Source organism: Micromonospora sp. WMMD980, assembly GCF_029626035.1.
Lineage (GTDB): Bacteria > Actinomycetota > Actinomycetes > Mycobacteriales > Micromonosporaceae > Micromonospora.
The window spans coordinates 5,962,668-5,978,201 of the sequence record NZ_JARUBE010000003.1; the positions used below are offsets into that span (position 1 = coordinate 5,962,668).

The 15,534-nt window shown below is 74.1% G+C and carries 14 protein-coding genes; 5 read left to right on the top strand and 9 right to left on the bottom strand.

Annotation, left to right across the window (positions count from 1 at the left end):
• Nucleotides 1-14 precede the first annotated feature (14 nt).
• The 3 genes from O7618_RS28150 to O7618_RS28160 all read left to right on the top strand — a co-directional run bounded on the left by O7618_RS28150 (nt 15) and on the right by O7618_RS28160 (nt 3,940).
• On the top strand, nt 15-2,414 hold the full coding sequence (locus O7618_RS28150) for a M4 family metallopeptidase (protein WP_278109155.1): 2,400 nt from the start codon (nt 15-17) through the stop codon (nt 2,412-2,414).
• Between the two features lie 77 nt (nt 2,415-2,491).
• Nucleotides 2,492-3,259: an enoyl-CoA hydratase-related protein gene (locus tag O7618_RS28155; protein ID WP_278109156.1), complete on the top strand. Its 768-nt coding sequence runs from the start codon at nt 2,492-2,494 to the stop codon at nt 3,257-3,259.
• Between the two features lie 60 nt (nt 3,260-3,319).
• Entirely contained in the window at nt 3,320-3,940 is a 621-nt protein-coding gene (locus tag O7618_RS28160; protein ID WP_278109157.1) for a hypothetical protein, read from the top strand.
• Between the two features lie 142 nt (nt 3,941-4,082).
• Here O7618_RS28160 and O7618_RS28165 read toward each other — a convergent pair whose 3' ends face one another.
• The 3 genes from O7618_RS28165 to O7618_RS28175 all read right to left on the bottom strand — a co-directional run bounded on the left by O7618_RS28165 (nt 4,083) and on the right by O7618_RS28175 (nt 7,083).
• A complete protein-coding gene (locus tag O7618_RS28165; protein WP_278109158.1) occupies nt 4,083-4,523 on the bottom strand; it encodes an HNH endonuclease in 441 nt (146 codons plus the stop codon).
• 335 nt (nt 4,524-4,858) lie between these two features.
• Entirely contained in the window at nt 4,859-6,400 is a 1,542-nt protein-coding gene (locus tag O7618_RS28170) for an FAD-dependent oxidoreductase (protein ID WP_278110182.1), read from the bottom strand.
• A gap of 206 nt (nt 6,401-6,606) precedes the next feature.
• Entirely contained in the window at nt 6,607-7,083 is a 477-nt protein-coding gene (locus O7618_RS28175) for an MSMEG_6728 family protein (RefSeq protein ID WP_278109159.1), read from the bottom strand.
• Between the two features lie 88 nt (nt 7,084-7,171).
• Between O7618_RS28175 and O7618_RS28180 the strand changes: the two genes are divergently transcribed.
• Entirely contained in the window at nt 7,172-8,944 is a 1,773-nt protein-coding gene (locus O7618_RS28180) for an NAD-binding protein (RefSeq protein WP_278109160.1), read from the top strand.
• Nucleotides 8,945-8,950: 6 nt separating this feature from the next.
• Here O7618_RS28180 and O7618_RS28185 read toward each other — a convergent pair whose 3' ends face one another.
• Both O7618_RS28185 and O7618_RS28190 read right to left on the bottom strand, forming a co-directional pair.
• Complete coding sequence (locus tag O7618_RS28185) at nt 8,951-10,156, bottom strand: APC family permease (RefSeq protein WP_278109161.1); 1,206 nt, start codon at nt 10,154-10,156, stop codon at nt 8,951-8,953.
• Nucleotides 10,157-10,277: 121 nt separating this feature from the next.
• Nucleotides 10,278-11,015 carry a phosphatase PAP2 family protein gene (locus O7618_RS28190; protein ID WP_347405430.1) on the bottom strand — a complete coding sequence of 246 codons (738 nt, stop codon included), beginning with the start codon at nt 11,013-11,015 and terminating at the stop codon, nt 10,278-10,280.
• Between the two features lie 130 nt (nt 11,016-11,145).
• On the opposite strand from O7618_RS28190, the gene O7618_RS28195 reads away from it, so the two are divergent.
• The gene (locus O7618_RS28195; protein WP_278109163.1) at nt 11,146-12,354 is read left to right on the top strand and encodes a DUF4032 domain-containing protein; all 1,209 of its coding nucleotides are present in this window, start codon (nt 11,146-11,148) and stop codon (nt 12,352-12,354) included.
• 1 nt (nt 12,355) lies between these two features.
• Here the strand turns inward: O7618_RS28195 and nagA are convergent, their stop codons facing one another.
• From nagA to O7618_RS28215, 4 genes are read right to left on the bottom strand one after another with little or no spacing between them, the layout of a single operon-like run.
• Complete coding sequence (gene nagA / locus O7618_RS28200) at nt 12,356-13,465, bottom strand: N-acetylglucosamine-6-phosphate deacetylase (protein ID WP_278109164.1); 1,110 nt, start codon at nt 13,463-13,465, stop codon at nt 12,356-12,358.
• Nucleotides 13,462-14,394, bottom strand: coding sequence for an ROK family protein (locus O7618_RS28205; RefSeq protein WP_278109165.1), 933 nt, complete (start codon nt 14,392-14,394; stop codon nt 13,462-13,464). Before O7618_RS28205 ends, nagA begins: the two co-directional genes overlap by 4 nt.
• A complete protein-coding gene (locus tag O7618_RS28210; RefSeq protein ID WP_278109166.1) occupies nt 14,391-14,519 on the bottom strand; it encodes a hypothetical protein in 129 nt (42 codons plus the stop codon). Before O7618_RS28210 ends, O7618_RS28205 begins: the two co-directional genes overlap by 4 nt.
• Nucleotides 14,516-15,445, bottom strand: a complete 930-nt coding sequence (locus O7618_RS28215; RefSeq protein ID WP_278109167.1) for a sugar isomerase — start codon at nt 15,443-15,445, stop codon at nt 14,516-14,518. The genes O7618_RS28210 and O7618_RS28215 overlap by 4 nt, the downstream gene beginning before the upstream one ends.
• Between the last annotated feature and the right edge of the window lie 89 nt (nt 15,446-15,534).

Genomic DNA, 15,534 nt, shown 5'->3' on the forward strand with positions numbered 1-15,534 from the left:
TTGCAGGAGGGCACGTGAAAAGAACCGTCGCCGCCGTCAGCGCAGCGCTGCTCACCAGCGGCGTGCTGGCCTGCGTCACCACCACGGCGCAAGCGGCCGCGCCCAGCGCCCCCAACCCGGAGTCCGCCGCCGCGGCCCGGGCCGACAGCCTGATCCGTACCAACCCGGGTGCCGTCCAGGGCGCCGGCGGGGAGGCGTACCGGGCCGTCCGTACCAAGGTCGACCCCTCCGGGGCGGCGCACACCCGCTACACCCGGACCTACCAGGGCCTGCGGGTATACGGCGGTGACTTCGTCGTCCACACCGCGCCGAACGGCACCATGACCGGCACCTCGGTCGGCCTGTCCGCCCCGCTCACCCTCGGCACCACCGCCAAGGTCGGTGTGGCCGCGGCCAAGGCCAGCGCGCGCAAGACGTTCACCGGCAGCCTCACCTCCGTCGGCGCGCCCGAGTTGTTCGTCGACGCCAGCAGCGGCAAGGGCCGGCTGGCCTGGGAGACCGTCGCCACCGGCTGGAAGGCGGACAAGCAGACGCCGTCGAAGCTGCACGTCGTCACCGACGCCACCACCGGCAAGGTGATCGGCTCGTACGACGAGATCGAGTCGGTGGTCGGCAGCGGCCAGGGCATCTACACCGGCACGGTCAGCATCGACACGACACTCTCCGGCAGCACCTACCAGATGATCGACCCGTCGCACGGCAACGGTCGTACCTGCGACATGAACAACGGCACCTCCACCTGCACCACCTTCACCGACGCCGACAACGTGTGGGGCAACGGCACCAACTCCAACCGGCAGTCGGCCGGCGTGGACGCCCACTTCGGCGCCGCGAAGACGTTCGACTACTACAAGAACGTCCACGGCCGCAACGGCATCTTCGGCAACGGGCAGGGCGTGCCGAGCCGGGTGCACTACGGCAACAACTACGTCAACGCCTTCTGGGACGGGTCCCAGATGACCTACGGCGACGGCTCCGGCAACGCCCGGCCGCTGGTGTCGCTGGACGTGGCCGGGCACGAGATGAGCCACGGCGTCACCGAGGCGCTGGCCGGGCTGGTCTACTCAGGCGAGTCCGGTGGTCTGAACGAGTCCACCAGCGACATCTTCGGCAACATGGTGGAGTTCTACGCCGCCGCGCCGAGCGACCCGGGTGACTACCAGGTCGGTGAGAAGATCAACATCAACGGCAACGGTACGCCGCTGCGCTACATGTACAACCCGTCGCTGGACGGCTCGTCCGACTCCTGCTGGTCCACCAGCACGAAGAACAAGGACGTGCACTACTCCTCCGGCGTTGGCAACCACTTCTACTTCAACCTCGCCGAGGGCACCGGCGCCACCGCGTACGGCACCTCGCCGGTCTGCGGCTCGGCCCCGGCGGTCACCGGCATCGGCCGGGCCAAGGCGGAGAAGATCTGGTACCGGGCGCTCGACGTGTACTTCACCTCCAGCACCCAGTACGTGAGCACCAGCAACCCGGCGAACACCGCCCGGGCGTACACCCTCAAGGCGGCGACCGACCTGTACGGCAACTGCTCCACCGAGTACAAGGTCGTCCAGGCGGCGTGGACCGCGGTGAACGTGGCCGGCAGCGACGCGCCGTGCAGCTCCACCGGCAACAACTTCTCCGTCTCGGTCTCGCCGACCGCCGGGTCGGTGACCGCGGGTGGTTCGGTGTCCACCACCGTCGCCACGGCCACCACCAGCGGGAGCGCGCAGACCGTCACGTTCTCCGCGTCCGGCCTGCCCAGCGGCGCCACCGCGTCGTTCAGCCCGTCGTCGGTGACCTCTGGCGCGTCGTCCACGCTGACCATCGCCACCAGCTCCGGCACCCCGTCCGGCACCTACTCGGTGACGGTCACCGGCAGCGCCACGTCCGGCACGAAGACCGCCACCTACACGCTGACCGTCACCGGCAGCGGCGGCGGCTGCACCAGCCCCGGCCAGAAGCTCGGCAACCCGGGCTTCGAGTCCGGCAACACCGTCTGGTCGGCCACCTCCGGGGTGATCGGGCAGTACGGCTCGCAGGGCCAGCCGACCCACGGCGGCACCTGGAACGCCTGGCTGGACGGCTACGGCAGCACCCACACCGACACGCTGGCCCAGTCGGTGAGCCTGCCGTCGGGCTGCTCGACCTACAACTTCAGCTTCTGGCTGCACATCGACTCGTCGGAGACCACGTCGAGCGTGCAGTACGACAAGCTGAACGTGCAGGTGCTCAACTCGTCCGGCACCGTGCTGGCGACGCTGGCGACCTACTCGAACCTGAACAAGGCCACCGGCTACACCCAGCGGTCGTTCTCCCTGGCCGCGTACGCCGGGCAGACCGTCACGCTGAAGTTCACCGGGACCGAGGACGCCTCGCTGCAGACGTCGTTCGTCATCGACGACACCGCGGTCAACGTCTCCTGACCTGACCGCCCGACCCCGGGGCCCGGCGGCCACCCCACGCGGGTGGTCACCGGGCCCCGCCCGTTACGGTCAGGCCCATGTCCGACGCGGAGTTGACCGTCACGGTGACCGGCCCGGTGGCGACCGTGGTGATCCACAACCCGGCCCGCCGCAACGCCATGACCCCGACCATGTGGCGCCGGCTCCCGGTGCTGCTCGACGGCCTGGAGGCCGACCCGGCGGTGCGGGTGCTGGTGCTCACCGGCGCCGGCGGCACGTTCTGCGCCGGCGCCGATCTCGGTGACCTGGACGAACTCCTGGCCGCCGGCGACGGCAGCATCGCGGTCGCCGCCGAGGAGCGGCTCGCCGCGTTCGGCCGCCCCACCGTCGCCGCGATCGAGGGCGCCTGCGTGGGCGGCGGCTGCCAGCTCGCCGTCGCCTGCGACCTGCGCCTCGCCGCGGCGGACGCCCGCTTCGGCGTACCCCCGGCCCGGCTCGGCCTGGTCTATCCGGTGCCCACCACGCGGCGGCTGGTCGGGCTGGTCGGGCCGTCCGCCGCCAAGCACCTGCTCTTCACCGGCGACCTGGTCGACGCCGACCGGGCGCTGCGGATCGGCCTGGTCGACGAGGTGCTTCCGGCCGCCGCGCTGGCCGAGCGGGTGGCGGCGCTGACCGCCACCATCGCCGAGCGGTCCCGGCTCACCGTGACCGCCGCCAAGGAGATCGTCGACGGGCGCGCCGGCGCCGACCGGATCGCCTGGTGGCACGCCCAGGTGCGGGACAGCGGCGAGGCCCGCGAGGGGGTGGCGGCGGTCAACGAGCGCCGGCCGCCGCGCTTCGACTGGACCCCGCCGGCGTACGACTGACCGCCGTTTGCCCGCCGCACCCCCGGGGTACGACCCAGGCGGCGGACGGGGGAGGCCATGATGGACGGTCGCGACGACGAAGCACGCCTGATCCGGCGGGGCAGGCGCCGGACCGGTGGGCTGATGCTCGGCCTGGCGCTGGTGTTCGGGGTGCTCGGCGGGCTCGGAGTCCTGCTCGCCCGCAATCTGTTCGGCTCGGGCTGGTCGAGCTGGTGGGAGGGAGACGCCCCGGAGGCGGCACAGATCGCCGGCGTGGTCCTCGTCGTGCTCGGCCTGGTGGTCGAGGTCGGCGCCGTCGGGTGGGCCGTCCGCCGTGGGCGGTACCGGTCCAGCCGGGAGTCCCCGATGTGGGCCATGCCGATGCGCCGGCGATCCCGTTTGATCAAGCAGGTGCGGCGCGGCACCGCGGGCCCCGACGCCGACCTGCCGACGCTCACTCTCGTCGCGCGTCAGATGGTGGAGAGCGGATGGTGGGTCGTCCTGGCGGCCGGGCTGGTGGCGGTGAACCTCGGTCAGATGCTGATCCGCGTCACCTCTCCGGCGTTCGTGGCCCTCTTCGGACTGGTGGCGGTGATGTTCGCGCTGGCCGGCTGGCAGGTCCACCACAACGCCCGCCGGGCGGCCGAGTTCCTGCGTCACCACGCTGCCGGGCCGCCCGCGGCCACTCCCACGAATGTCTGAGAAGCACGCGCTGCGCTAGATCTTGGAAGATGTCGGCCCCTCCGAGGGCCATTTCCTTCCAAGATCTCAGCTGGTCGGGGCCGGCGGGCGCCGCGCCGGGGGTTTACCCCCGACACCGCCCCCTGTGCCCGCCGGCCGTCCGTCACCGCGCCAGCGACGCCCAGTTCGGGGTCGTCGGCTCCCGCCGCAGCGGCATGCCCGCCTCGGCTGGGGTCCGGTCGCCCTTGCGCTGGTTGCACGCGTAGCAGGCGGCGGTGGTGTTCCCCCAGGTGTTCCGGCCGCCCCGCGAGCGGGGCAGGACGTGGTCGATCGTGCCGGCCGGGCCGTCACAGTAGGCGCACCGCCGGCCGTCACGCGCCAGCACTCCGGCCCGGGACCAGGCCGGGCCGGCGCGGAACCGCCAGCGGGTCACCACGTACCGGACGAGGCGGACCACCCGCGGCAGCGGGAAGACGCCGATCAGCCGGTCCGGATCGGCCTCGTGGATCTCGGCGACCCGCCGGCAGAGCATCCGGATCGCGTGCTGGACGGTGACCCGGTGCAGCGGGCCGAGGTCGGCGTTGATGACGAGGACGGCGTCCACCGGGTTCTCCCTTCCGATCGGTGGTACGAAAAAGCCGCCCGGTCCAGGGGGACCGGGCGGCGCGACGGGACGCGCGGGCGCGCGCGTCAGTCGAGCCGTCCGGACCATGGGCAGCCGTCACCGAGCGGCCACGACGGCATCGTGGTGGCGGATCGCAGCGACATGGACGGCTCCCGGAACGGTGGTTGACCTTGCGCGTTCACGGTAGATCGACGCCGGAAACGCGGGCAACGTATTTCGATCCGCCCTCGGACGGTGGCCCGGCCGACCGCGCCGGCCCAGGCAGACAGCGAGCGGCGCGCACCGCCGCCGAGTACGGGGGCAGGACGCTGGTTTTACGATCGTTTGTCGGCGGTTCGCGCCAGCAGCCCCCGGGGACGGATCGAGCGGACCGGCTCCGCCGCCGCGCCCTCGGCCCGCAGGATGTGGTTCGCCGCGATGATCCCGGTCGCCGCCGAACGCTCCATCAACGCGCTCGGGAACTCGGTCCGGATCCCGTCCCCGGCCAGATAGAGCCCCTCGGCGTCGGTGCGTACCCCGGGACGGCCGGCGTGGCTGCCCGGCGTGAACGCCGGCGCCTGCGCCTCGACCCGGGCGCGCAGCTCGCGGACCCGCAGGTCGGCCACCTCCGGCCAGAGCGCGGTCAGCTCCCGCAGCATCCGCGCGGCCAGCTCGTCCGCCGGCACGTCCGGCTCGCAGGCGTACGCGTGCAGCTCCACCACCGAGCCGCCGGTGCGCTCCGCCCAGCGGCGCGGCTCCGCCTCCAGCCGGTGGTAGAGCGTCACCGAGTCCAGCGTGGGCTGGCGGGAGACGCCGCTGAACACCGCTCGGTCCGGGCGGACGTCCCCGTCCATCCAGTAGCGCGCCACCGCGTACGGCGGACCGGGCCGGCCGAACGCGGGCATCCGGGCCACCAGCTCGGGCGCCACCGCGGCCAGGCCGGGCGAGGCGGTGACCAGCGCGGCGAGCGCCGGTGGGTCGACGGCGAGCACCACGTGCCCGGCCGCCCAGGTGTCGCCGTTCGCGCCGGTCACCCGCCAGCCCTCCGGCGTCCGGTCCAGCCGGGCCGCCGGAGCGCCGGTCAGCACCCGGCCGCCGTGTTTCTCCACGTGCCGGGTCAGCGGCTCCCAGATCGCCGTCGCATAGTCCTGGTCCGGGCAGTCGAACGCCAGCCCCTCCGGATTGCCGAGCAGATAGAAGTGGAACTGCGCGATCATCTCGGCGGCCGACATCTCCGCCTCGTGGTTGAAGAACGAGTGCGAGAAGACCTCGAACAGCATCGCCCGGGCCCGGTCCGGCAGGCGCAACGAGGTGAGCAACTCGTCGGCGGTGCGCTCGTCGAACTCCGCGTAGGTGCGCACCGGGTCGTAGGTGAGCAGCGGCAGCGCCGCGTCCCGGTCCATCGACCGCAGGTCGGCCAGGCGCAGGCTGGGGCTGCGCAGCAGCAGGGCCAGCAGGTTGGCCGGCGGGGCCGGCGGCAGCTTGCCGAACTCCTCGGTCGGCCACTGCGCGGAGAGGATCGGATAGCCCGGGATCGGCTTGAGGAAGCCCAGCGTCGGGTCGGCCCGGCGCAGGATCGAGCGCCAGTTCCAGTACTGCCGGAAGAACGCGTGGAATCCGTGCTCGTTCTGCTGGGCGCCGTCGGGAAGCTCCTCCGGCCAGGCGCCGAGCCGGCCACCCAGGTGCGGCGCGGCCTCCAACACGGTCACCGCCACCCCGCGCTCGGCCAGCACCACCGCCGCCGACATGCCGGCGATGCCGCCACCGACCACAAGCGCCGACGTCGACCGGGGCACGCGGGGCGCGCCACCGCCGCCCGGGTCCACCATGTGCTCCCGTACGCCGATGAGCCGACCAACCCTTTGCGACAGCCCCACGCCCCACCCCTCCAACTCAACAGTGCTCCCCATCCTGCCTGAGGTTGAAGGAAGGGCCCCTTGTTAACGCCTCCGGTATAGAAGGGCACCCCTCTCACCGGGCGCGATGACGGCGCGCGCACCCGACGCCGTGGCGTGTCGTGCCGGCTGCGGTGTCAAGCGGGGCGCGTTCCTATACCTGAGGCGTTAACAAGGGGCCCCTCCTTTCACGCTCGGCGGGGGCGGTCGGAAGGGGGCCAGACGTAGTCCAGGTCGAGCGGGGTGTCGGCGGGGAAGAGCGGGGTGTAGTGGGTGGGGTCCTTGCGCAGCAGCGACGAACGGTGACTGCGATGCAGGTCTTCGCGGCCCAACCAGGGCGGGACGTCCCCGGTGGCGGCCAGCTCGTCCTGGCGGCGGACGGTGGTGACGCCGCAGGCGGCGGCGAGGTCGGTGGCGAGCGTGGCGGCGCAGGTGTCCGCCCGGCCGGGCTCGCACCACACCGCGCACATGTCGAGCCCGTAGCGGGTCAGCGCCTCCTCGTACCCGGCCCACATCTTCACCGCCGGGTGGTTGCGCCACCCGTAGTCGGGTCGGGTCAGCCCGCGCAGCACCTGGATGGCCTCCACGCGCTGCTTGCCCAGCCGCTTCTGGTCCAGCGTCCGGGCGCTGGCCAGGAAGTCCGGATACGGCAGGAACGTCTGCATGCCGGTGCTCTACCCGCACCCGGCGACCCCATGCGCGCAAGATCGATGGGGGATGCGCCCACCGCGAGCGGCTGACTACGATCCGGGCATGGCCGAGCCCCTGCGCGACCGCGCGCGCCGTGCGACCGGGTGGCGGTTCCGGCCGAACGGGGACGAACGACCCCATTACGTGGTCTGCGGCTCCGATCCGTTGGCCTACTGGGTGGTCCGGGCGTTGCTCGCCACCGACCCGGCCGCCGGCCAGGTCCGGGTCACGCTCGTGGTGCCGGAGCGCCGCCGCTCCGACGGCCCGGACGGGCGGGACGTGCCGGGCGTGCGCGTCGTCCTGGCGGACCGGCTCGACGAGGCCGCGTTCCGTCGGGCCGGGTTGGCCGGCGCGGCGGGGTTGGCCCTGCTGCACCAGGACGACGTGGGCAACATGCACGCGGCGCTCTGCGCGCAGGAGGTCGAGCCGCGACTGCGCCTGGTGGTGCGGATGTACAACACCAACCTGGCGGACGGGCTGCGGCAGCTCTTCCCCGACTCGGCGATCATCTCCGACGCCTCGATGGCCGCGCCCGCGTTCGTCGCCGCCGCGTTGGGCGAGGTGGCACCCACCCATTTCCGGCACGCCGGCCGCACCCTCTACGTGGCCCGCCGCGCCGACGTACGCCCGCGGGACGTGGTGTGCGGGCTGGCCGTCACCACCGACCCGGAGCTGGTCCGGGTGCTGCCCGCCGACGAGGCGGCGGCCGACGTGGTGCTGGCCGAGGCGACCGGCCAGCCGCCCGGCACCGAGCTGGCCGCCCGCCGGCTGGTGCGGGCCCGGCGGCGCCGGCAGCCGGTGGAGGTGCTGCTGCGCGCCGTGCGCAGCTTCGCCACCCGCAAGATCGGCATGGCGGTGCTGGTGCTGCTCGGGGTGATCGCGGTGCTGGGCTGGCTGAACGCCCGCGCCGCCGACGTCACGTGGAGTGAGGCGCTCTATCTCACCCTGGTCACCACGCTCAGCGGCCAGGACCCGGACGTCAACAAGCCGGTCGCCGCCCAGGTGATGCAGGTGGTGCTCAACCTGGCCGGGTTGGCGCTGATCCCGCTGATCACGGCCGCGGTGGTCGACGGCATCGTCAACGCCCGGCTGGCCCTGCACGCCGGCCGGATCCAGCCCGACCGTTCCGGTCACGTGGTGGTCGTCGGGTTGGGCAACATCGGCACCCGGGTGATGGCCCAGTTGCACGACTTCGGCGTCGAGGTGGTGGCGATCGACAAGAATCCCGACGCGCGCGGCGCCGCGTTGGCGCACCGGCTGGGCGTGCCGGTGATCGTCGGGGACGCCGGCCTGGAGGAGACGCTCCGGTCCGCCTCGGTCGACACCAGCCAGGCGCTGGTGGTGGTCTCCACCGACGACGGGGCGAACCTGCGGGCCGCGCTGATCGCCCGTTCCCTCGACCCCGACCTGCGGGTGGTGCTGCGGCTGTTCGACGGCGACTTCGCCGAGCGGATCCAGCAGGCGTTCGGCATCGGCATCTCGCGCAGCGTCTCCTACCTGGCCGCGCCGTCGTTCGCGGCGGCCCTGCTGGACCGCGCGGTGATCGCCACCATCCCGGTGGACCGGCACGCGCTGCTGGTCACCGAGGTGCCCGTGGTGGCCGGCTCCCCACTGGACGGCCGCCCGCTCGGCGCGGTCGCCCGCCCCGGCGAGGTGCGCCTGCTCGCGCACACCCGCACCGGGCAGAAGGCCGACTGGTCGGTCGACCCGCGCGTGGTGCTGGGCGCCGGGGACCGGTTGACCGTGGTGGCCCGGCGGGCCGGGCTGACCGCCCTGCTGCGGGAGACCACGCCCGCGCCGGCCGCGCCCCCCACCCCGCGCGAGCCGGCGGAGTGACGCCGCTCAGCGGCGGCGGATGGCGTACACGAGCGCGCCGAGGGCGAGCACGCCGAACCCGGCGAGCACGCTCGGCAACGGCAGGCTGACCGCGAGCACCAGGCAGCCGACCAGCCCCAGCGCGGCGAGCAGCGACCTGCCGAGCGTCAGCGCCGCCGCGTTGGTGATCGCGTAGTAGACCAGCACGGTGCAGCTGGAAAAGCCGATCGCGCCACGGACGTCGCCGAGCGCCACCACCACGATCACCACGGCGGCCACCGCCAGCTCGGCCCGGTGCGGCACCCGGTGGCGTGGGTGCACGGCGGCCAGCGCGCCCGGCAGGTCGCCGCGGCGGGCCATCGCCAGCGTGGTGCGGCCGACGCCGGCGAGCAGGGAGAGCAGCACGCCGGTCACCGCCCCGGCGGCCCCGGCGCGCACCAGCCAGGCCAGCCCGGGCCGGCCGGCCGCGGTCACCACGTCGACCAGCGGTGCCGCCGAGACGGCGAGCCGGTCGGCACCGAGCACGCCGAGCGCGACCACGGCAAGCGTCAGGTAGAGCGCCAGCACCGCGCCGAGCGCCAGCGGCACCGCGCGCGGGATGGTGCGTGCCGGGTCGCGGACCTCCTCGCCCAGCGTGGCGATCCGCGCGTACCCGGCGAAGGCGAAGAAGAGCAGGCCGGCGGCGGTGAGCACACCGTGTGTCCCGGCGTCGGCGAGCCCGGTGAGGCGGTCGCCGGCCACCCGCGGCGCGCCGGTCACCGCCACCACCGCCAGCACGGTGAGCACCACCGCGACCAACGCCCGGGTGACGGCGGCGGTCTTGCCGATGCCGCGCAGGTTCACCGCGGTCACCGCCACCACCGCGAGGACCGCGAGGAGCCGCGCCCGGCCCGGCCACAGGTAGGCGCCGATGGTCAGCGCCATCGCCGCGCAGCTCGCCGTCTTGCCGACCACGAAACCCCACCCGGCGACGAAACCGGCGAACGGGTGCAGCCGTTCCCGGCCGTAGACGTAGGTGCCGCCGGACTCGGGGTGGAGCGCGGCGAGCCGCGCCGAGCTGGTGGCGTTGCAGAACGCGACGAAGCCGGCCAGCGCGAGCGCGACGAGCAGCCCGGCGCCACCGGCCGCCGACGCGGCCGGGGCGAAGACCACGAAGACGCCCGCGCCGAGCATCGCGCCCAGACCGATGACGACCGCATCGGGTACGCCGAGTCGCCGCGCCAGCCGTTCCACGCCGGCAGCCTAGAGCGCCGGGGTTAATGGCGGGTGCCGCCGACGGGATCGGGTCGACGGCGCCGAATGAGGTTGAGCGGGCCACCGCCGGGGACGCGGTCGGCAGACCGGCGGCGGACGCTCAGTCGAGCCCGTCGGCCGCCCGGGCCCAGGCCCCGAGGCGCGCCGGCAGGGGCAGGGCGTTCCAGGGCACCCGGCGCAGCAGCCGGTCCAGCAGCAGCCCGAGCAGCAGCCCGGCCACCGAGTCGGTGAGCCAGTGCCAGCCCAGGTAGACGGTGGTGCAGAAGACGATCGCCGGCGGCATGACCCGGACCACGGTGACCAGCCGGGGCGGCACGACGCGGCCGACCGTGCGCAGCAGCGGCGCCAGCAGCAGGGCGAGCACGCCGTACCAGACGATCGCGTTGGCGACGTGCCCCGACGGGTACGACTGGGCGAAGCGCACCGGCAGCTCGTGCTGGAACAGTGGCAACGTCTGCTCGGGCGGCAGGAACGGCTCCTTCACGCTCGCGCTCGGCGCCGGGCGGGCGGTCCACACCTTCAGCGGGCCGATCGTGAAGAACGTCAACACGAACGCGGTCACCGGCGGCAGCACCGCCCGCACCGAGCGCACCCGCAGCGCCAGCAGCACACCCAGCCCGGCCGCCAGCAGCGTCAGCGGGGTGCCCTGACCGAGCAGGTTGAGCGCCATCGCGACCCAGCGGGCGGCGGTCGGCCGGTGCGCGGCCGACCAGTCGGCGACCGCCCGGTCGAGCCCGAACAGGTGACCCGAGGCGAGCGTCACGGTCAGCGCCACCAGCGCGGTGAGCAGCAGCCCGTCGAACCACCACCCGGCCGGCCGGACGGGCCGCAGGCGCAGGTCCCGGCGTACCCCTGAGGTCTGGCGCACGCGCCTACGCTACCGGCCGACCAGCCCGACCCGGTCGGTGGCTGTGTGCCGAACCACGAAGGGAAGCGCTGCCCGGGGGTCAGCGGTCACACTGGTTGCCGTGCGGATCACCTCGGCCCTCGTCGACCCGGCGCTTCTCGACCTCCCCTGGTCGACCCCGCTCGAGCAGTGGCCTGCCGAACACCTGGTGGCGCTGCCCCAGGGCATCTCCCGGCACATCGTGCGATTCGTCCGCCTCGGCGGCTACGTCTATGCGGTGAAGGAGACCGGCGAGCGGGTCGCCGAGCGCGAGTACGACCTGCTGCGGGCGCTGGAGCGGATCGACTTCCCGTCGGTCGAGGCGATCGCCATCGTGGCCGACCGGCAGACCGACGACGGTGAGCCGCTCGACCCGGTGCTGATCACCCGGCATCTCCAGTTCTCCCTGCCCTACCGGGCGCTGTTCTCCAACACGTTGCGCCCGGAGACGATGAACCGGCTGCTGGACGCGTTGGCCGCGCTGATCGTCCGGATGCACCTGACCGGGTTCTTCTGGGGCGACTGCTCGCTGTCCAACACGCTGTTCCGCCGGGACGCGGGCGCGTTCGCCGCCTACCTGGTGGACGCCGAGACCGGCGCGCTGCATCCGTCGCTCTCCAACGGCCAGCGCGGCGAGGACCTGGAGATCGCCCGGGTCAACATCTTCGGCGAGGCGCTCGACCTCCGAGCCGCCGGCCTGCTGCACGAGTCGATCGACCCGGAGGTGGTCAGCGAGGAGGTCGTGCAGCGGTACGAGCGGCTCTGGCACGAGATCACCTACGAGCAGCAGGTCGAGCGCGCCGCGCGGCACGACATCGAGGGTCGCATCCGGCGCCTCAACGAGCTGGGCTTCGACGTCGCCGAGGTGGCCATGTCGACCGTCGACAACGGGCGCTACCTGGTGCGGCCCAAGGTGGTCGACGCCGGCTACCACACCCGGCGGCTGCTGCGCCTCACCGGCCTGGACGCCGAGGAGAACCAGGCCCGCAAGCTCCTCAACGACCTGGACGCCTACCGGGTGGAGAGCGACCTGACCGACGAGCAGCAGGCGGCGCACCGCTGGCTCACCGAGGTCTTCGAGCCGGTGGTCCGGGCGGTGCCCGGGCACCTGCGGCGCAAGCTGGAGCCGCAGGAGCTGTTCGCCCAGATCATCGAGCACAAGTGGTTGCTCTCCGAGCAGGCCGGTCGCGACGTCGGGATGCGCCGGGCGGTGCACTCCTACCTGGCCGACGTGCTGGTGCACCGCCCGGACGAGCAGGCCGTGCTCGGCGTCGAGGTCCCGACCGCCTGACTCAGTCCACCCAGTCGCCGCCGCGCATCACCCGCACCACGTTCAGGTCGTCGTCGAGCACCACCAGGTCGGCGCGCAGGCCGGTTCGCAGCGCCCCGACCCGGTCGCCCAGGCCGAGGGCCCGCGCCGGGGTGGTGGCGACCATACGGCAGGCGTCGGGAAGCGCGACACCCGCGCCGACCGCATGCCGCAGCGCGGCGTCCATGGTGAGCGTGCTGCCCGCGATCGCGCCGCCGTCGCTGAGCCGGGCCACGCCGTCGGCCACGGTCACCGCCTGGCCGCCCAACTCGTAGTCGCCGTCGGGCATCCCGGCGGCGGCCATCGCGTCGGTGATCAGCGCGGCCCGATCCGGGCCGGCCACCGAGGCGGCGAAGCCGAGCATGCCGTCGTGCAGGTGCACGCCGTCGGCGACCAGTTCGCAGACCACTCCCGGGGCCTCCAGCAGCGCCACCACCGGGCCGGGCTCGCGGTGGTGCACCGGGCGCATCCCGTTGAACAGGTGGGTGCCGACGCTCGCGCCGGCGGCCACCGCCGCGCGGGTCTGCTCCCAGGTCGCGTCCGTGTGACCGACCGCCGCCACCACGCCGTTCGCCACCAGCAGCTCGATCGCACCGGTCGCGCCGGCGCGTTCGGGGGCCAGCGTGACCATCCGCACCGTGCCGCCGCCCAGCCCGATCAGCTCGGTCAGCTCCTCGGTGGACGGGTCGCGCAGGAACTCCGGGTTCTGCGCGCCGCAGCGGTCGGTGGACAGGTAGGGGCCCTCGAAGTGCAGGCCGGCGAGCACGCCCGATTCGACGAGCGGGCGGAACGCGACGGTGGCGTCGCGCATCAGCGCGAACGGCGAACTGACCAGGCTGGCGAGCAGCGTGGTGGTGCCGTGTCCGAGGTGGAACGCCGCGGCCTGCCGGGCGGACTCCGGGTCGCCGGTGGTGAACGTGTGCCCACCGCCGCCGTGGGTGTGCATGTCCACGAAACCGGGCACGATCCAGTGGCCGTCGCGCACCGAGGGATATTCGGCCACGGCGGTGATCCGGCCGTCGGCGATCTCCACGCAGCCCTGCCGGACGACGCCGGTCGGGGTCACCACCTTGCCGGTCACGCGCCGGGTCATCGACTCTCCTTCGCCATGGTGTCCAGGGCCAGCAGGGCGGCGCCGAGGCAGCCGGCCTCGTCGCCGAGGGCGGCCGCGACCAGTCGCGGCTCGCGGTGGAAGGTCAGCCGCTCGCGCAGCGCGGCGCGCAGCGGGTCGAACAGTCGGGGCCCGGCCTGGGCGAGGCCGCCGCCGAGCACCACGGTCGCGACGTCGAACAGCGCCTGCCCGGTGGCGAGGCCGTCGGCGAGCGCCTCGACCGCCTCCCGCCAGACGTCGGCGGCGAGCCGCTCGCCGGCGGCCGTGCGGTCGGCCACCTCGGCCGCCGTCGCCGGCGTGCCGGCCAGCTCCGTGTACCGGCGACCGATCGCCGACGCCGAGGCCACCGCCTCCAGGCAGCCGGCGCGGCCGCAGCCGCAGTGCGGGCCGCCGGGGCGTACCAGAATGTGGCCGATCTCCCCGGCGGCGCCGTGCGCGCCGGTGGCGGCCGACCCGGCGACCACGTGCGCGGCGGCGATGCCGGTGCCGATCGCGACGAAGAGCACGTGGCCGGCGTCCCGGCCGGCGCCGAGCCGGGCCTCGGCCAGGCCGCCCACCCGCACGTCGTGACCGAGCGCCGCGGGCAGGCCCAGGCGGCCGCCCGCCAGGTCGCGCAGCGGTACGTCCCGGAAGCCCACGTTCGCCGACCAGACCGCCACCCCGCGCGTCTCGTCGACCACGCCGGGCACGGCGATGCCGCAGGCCACCGGCGTGTGCCCGGCGGCGCGGGCGGTGTCGGCCAGTCCCTCGGCCACGTCCAGGATCGTGCCGACCACGGCGTCCGGCCCGCGCCCCGCGTCGGTGGCGTGCCGTTCGGTGTGCACCGTCGTGCCGTCCGGGCGGACCAGGGCGCACTTCATTCCGGTGCCGCCCACGTCCAGCGCGACGACGACCTCGTCGCGCGAGGTCATGGTGCGAGCCGGCTGGGCATGCGCTCGTGGCCCTCGTGGCCCTCGCTGCGCTCGGTGCGCTCGCTCATGCCGTGCCGGCCGGGCATGCGCTCGTGGCCCTCGCTGCGCTCGGTGCGCTCGCTCATGCCAGCACCACGGACCGGGTCAGGTGCCGGGGCGCGTCGGGGTCGAGGCCACGGCTGGTGGCCAGCGCGACGGCGAACCGCTGGGCCAGGATCAGGTCGGCCATCGGGTCGACCGGGGTGCGGCCGGCCGCCCAGCTGGTCAGCACCGTGCGGCAGCCGTGGGTGCGGCTGTGCGCGAACGCCGCGCCGGTGGCCGCCACGTCTTCCGCCAGCCCGTCCGGGATGTCGCCGAACGCCCAGACCAGCCGACCCGGGGCGGCGATCGAGATGGGGCCGTGCCGGTAGTCCATGGCCGGGTATGCCTCGGCCCAGAACGTGGCGGCCTCGCGGCACTTCAGCGCGGCCTCCTGGGCCAGCCCCACGGTCCAGCCCCGGCCGAGGAAGGTGACCTGCTCGATGCCGGCCGGATCGATCGGCAGCGGCGCCCGGACTGCCACCTCCGCGTCGGCGGCCAGCCGGCCGAGGTCCTCGCCGAGGTGGGCGCGGAGCAGCGCGAGCGCGGTGGTGGCGAAGCGGGTCTGCACGACCGAGCGCTCGTCGGCGAAGGGCAGCGCGACGGCGGCGTCGGCCAGCGCGACGGCGGGCGAGCCCGGGTCGCCGACCAGGACCGTGGTGGGGATCCGCCCGCGCAGCGTGGCGAGCAGGTCGAGCACCTCGGTGGTGGTGCCGGATCGGGTGATCGCGATCAGTCGGTCGTAGCGGCGGCCGGTGGGGAACTCGCTGGCCTGGTACGCGTCGGTCTCGCCCTGGCCGGCGGCCTCGCGCAGCCCGGCGTACGCCGCCGCCATGAACCACGACGTGCCGCAGCCGACCACGGCGACCCGCTCGCCGGGGCGCGGCAGGTGCTCGGCGGCGGTCGGCGCGAGCCGGGCCGCCGCACGCCAGCAGTCGGGCTGGCTCGCGATCTCCGCGTGCACGTACGCCATGACAACTCCTCGCCGGGGGAGACCCTGCGCAATACGGCGCGATAGGGCCTTCTTTCGCGCGTCATTCTGCGCGAAGCGAGGTGGGCGTG

What these genes read in the sequence shown, in the direction of transcription:
- O7618_RS28210 (WP_278109166.1), bottom strand. Translation starts at nt 14,519, where the DNA reads ATGAGCGAGCGCACCGAGCGCAGCGAGGGCCACGAGCGCATGCCCGGC.
- O7618_RS28160 (WP_278109157.1), top strand. Translation starts at nt 3,320, where the DNA reads ATGGACGGTCGCGACGACGAAGCACGCCTGATCCGGCGGGGCAGGCGC.
- O7618_RS28205 (WP_278109165.1), bottom strand. Translation starts at nt 14,394, where the DNA reads ATGACCTCGCGCGACGAGGTCGTCGTCGCGCTGGACGTGGGCGGCACC.
- O7618_RS28215 (WP_278109167.1), bottom strand. Translation starts at nt 15,445, where the DNA reads ATGGCGTACGTGCACGCGGAGATCGCGAGCCAGCCCGACTGCTGGCGT.
- O7618_RS28175 (WP_278109159.1), bottom strand. Translation starts at nt 7,083, where the DNA reads ATGCAGACGTTCCTGCCGTATCCGGACTTCCTGGCCAGCGCCCGGACG.
- nagA (WP_278109164.1), bottom strand. Translation starts at nt 13,465, where the DNA reads ATGACCCGGCGCGTGACCGGCAAGGTGGTGACCCCGACCGGCGTCGTC.
- O7618_RS28155 (WP_278109156.1), top strand. Translation starts at nt 2,492, where the DNA reads ATGTCCGACGCGGAGTTGACCGTCACGGTGACCGGCCCGGTGGCGACC.
- O7618_RS28180 (WP_278109160.1), top strand. Translation starts at nt 7,172, where the DNA reads ATGGCCGAGCCCCTGCGCGACCGCGCGCGCCGTGCGACCGGGTGGCGG.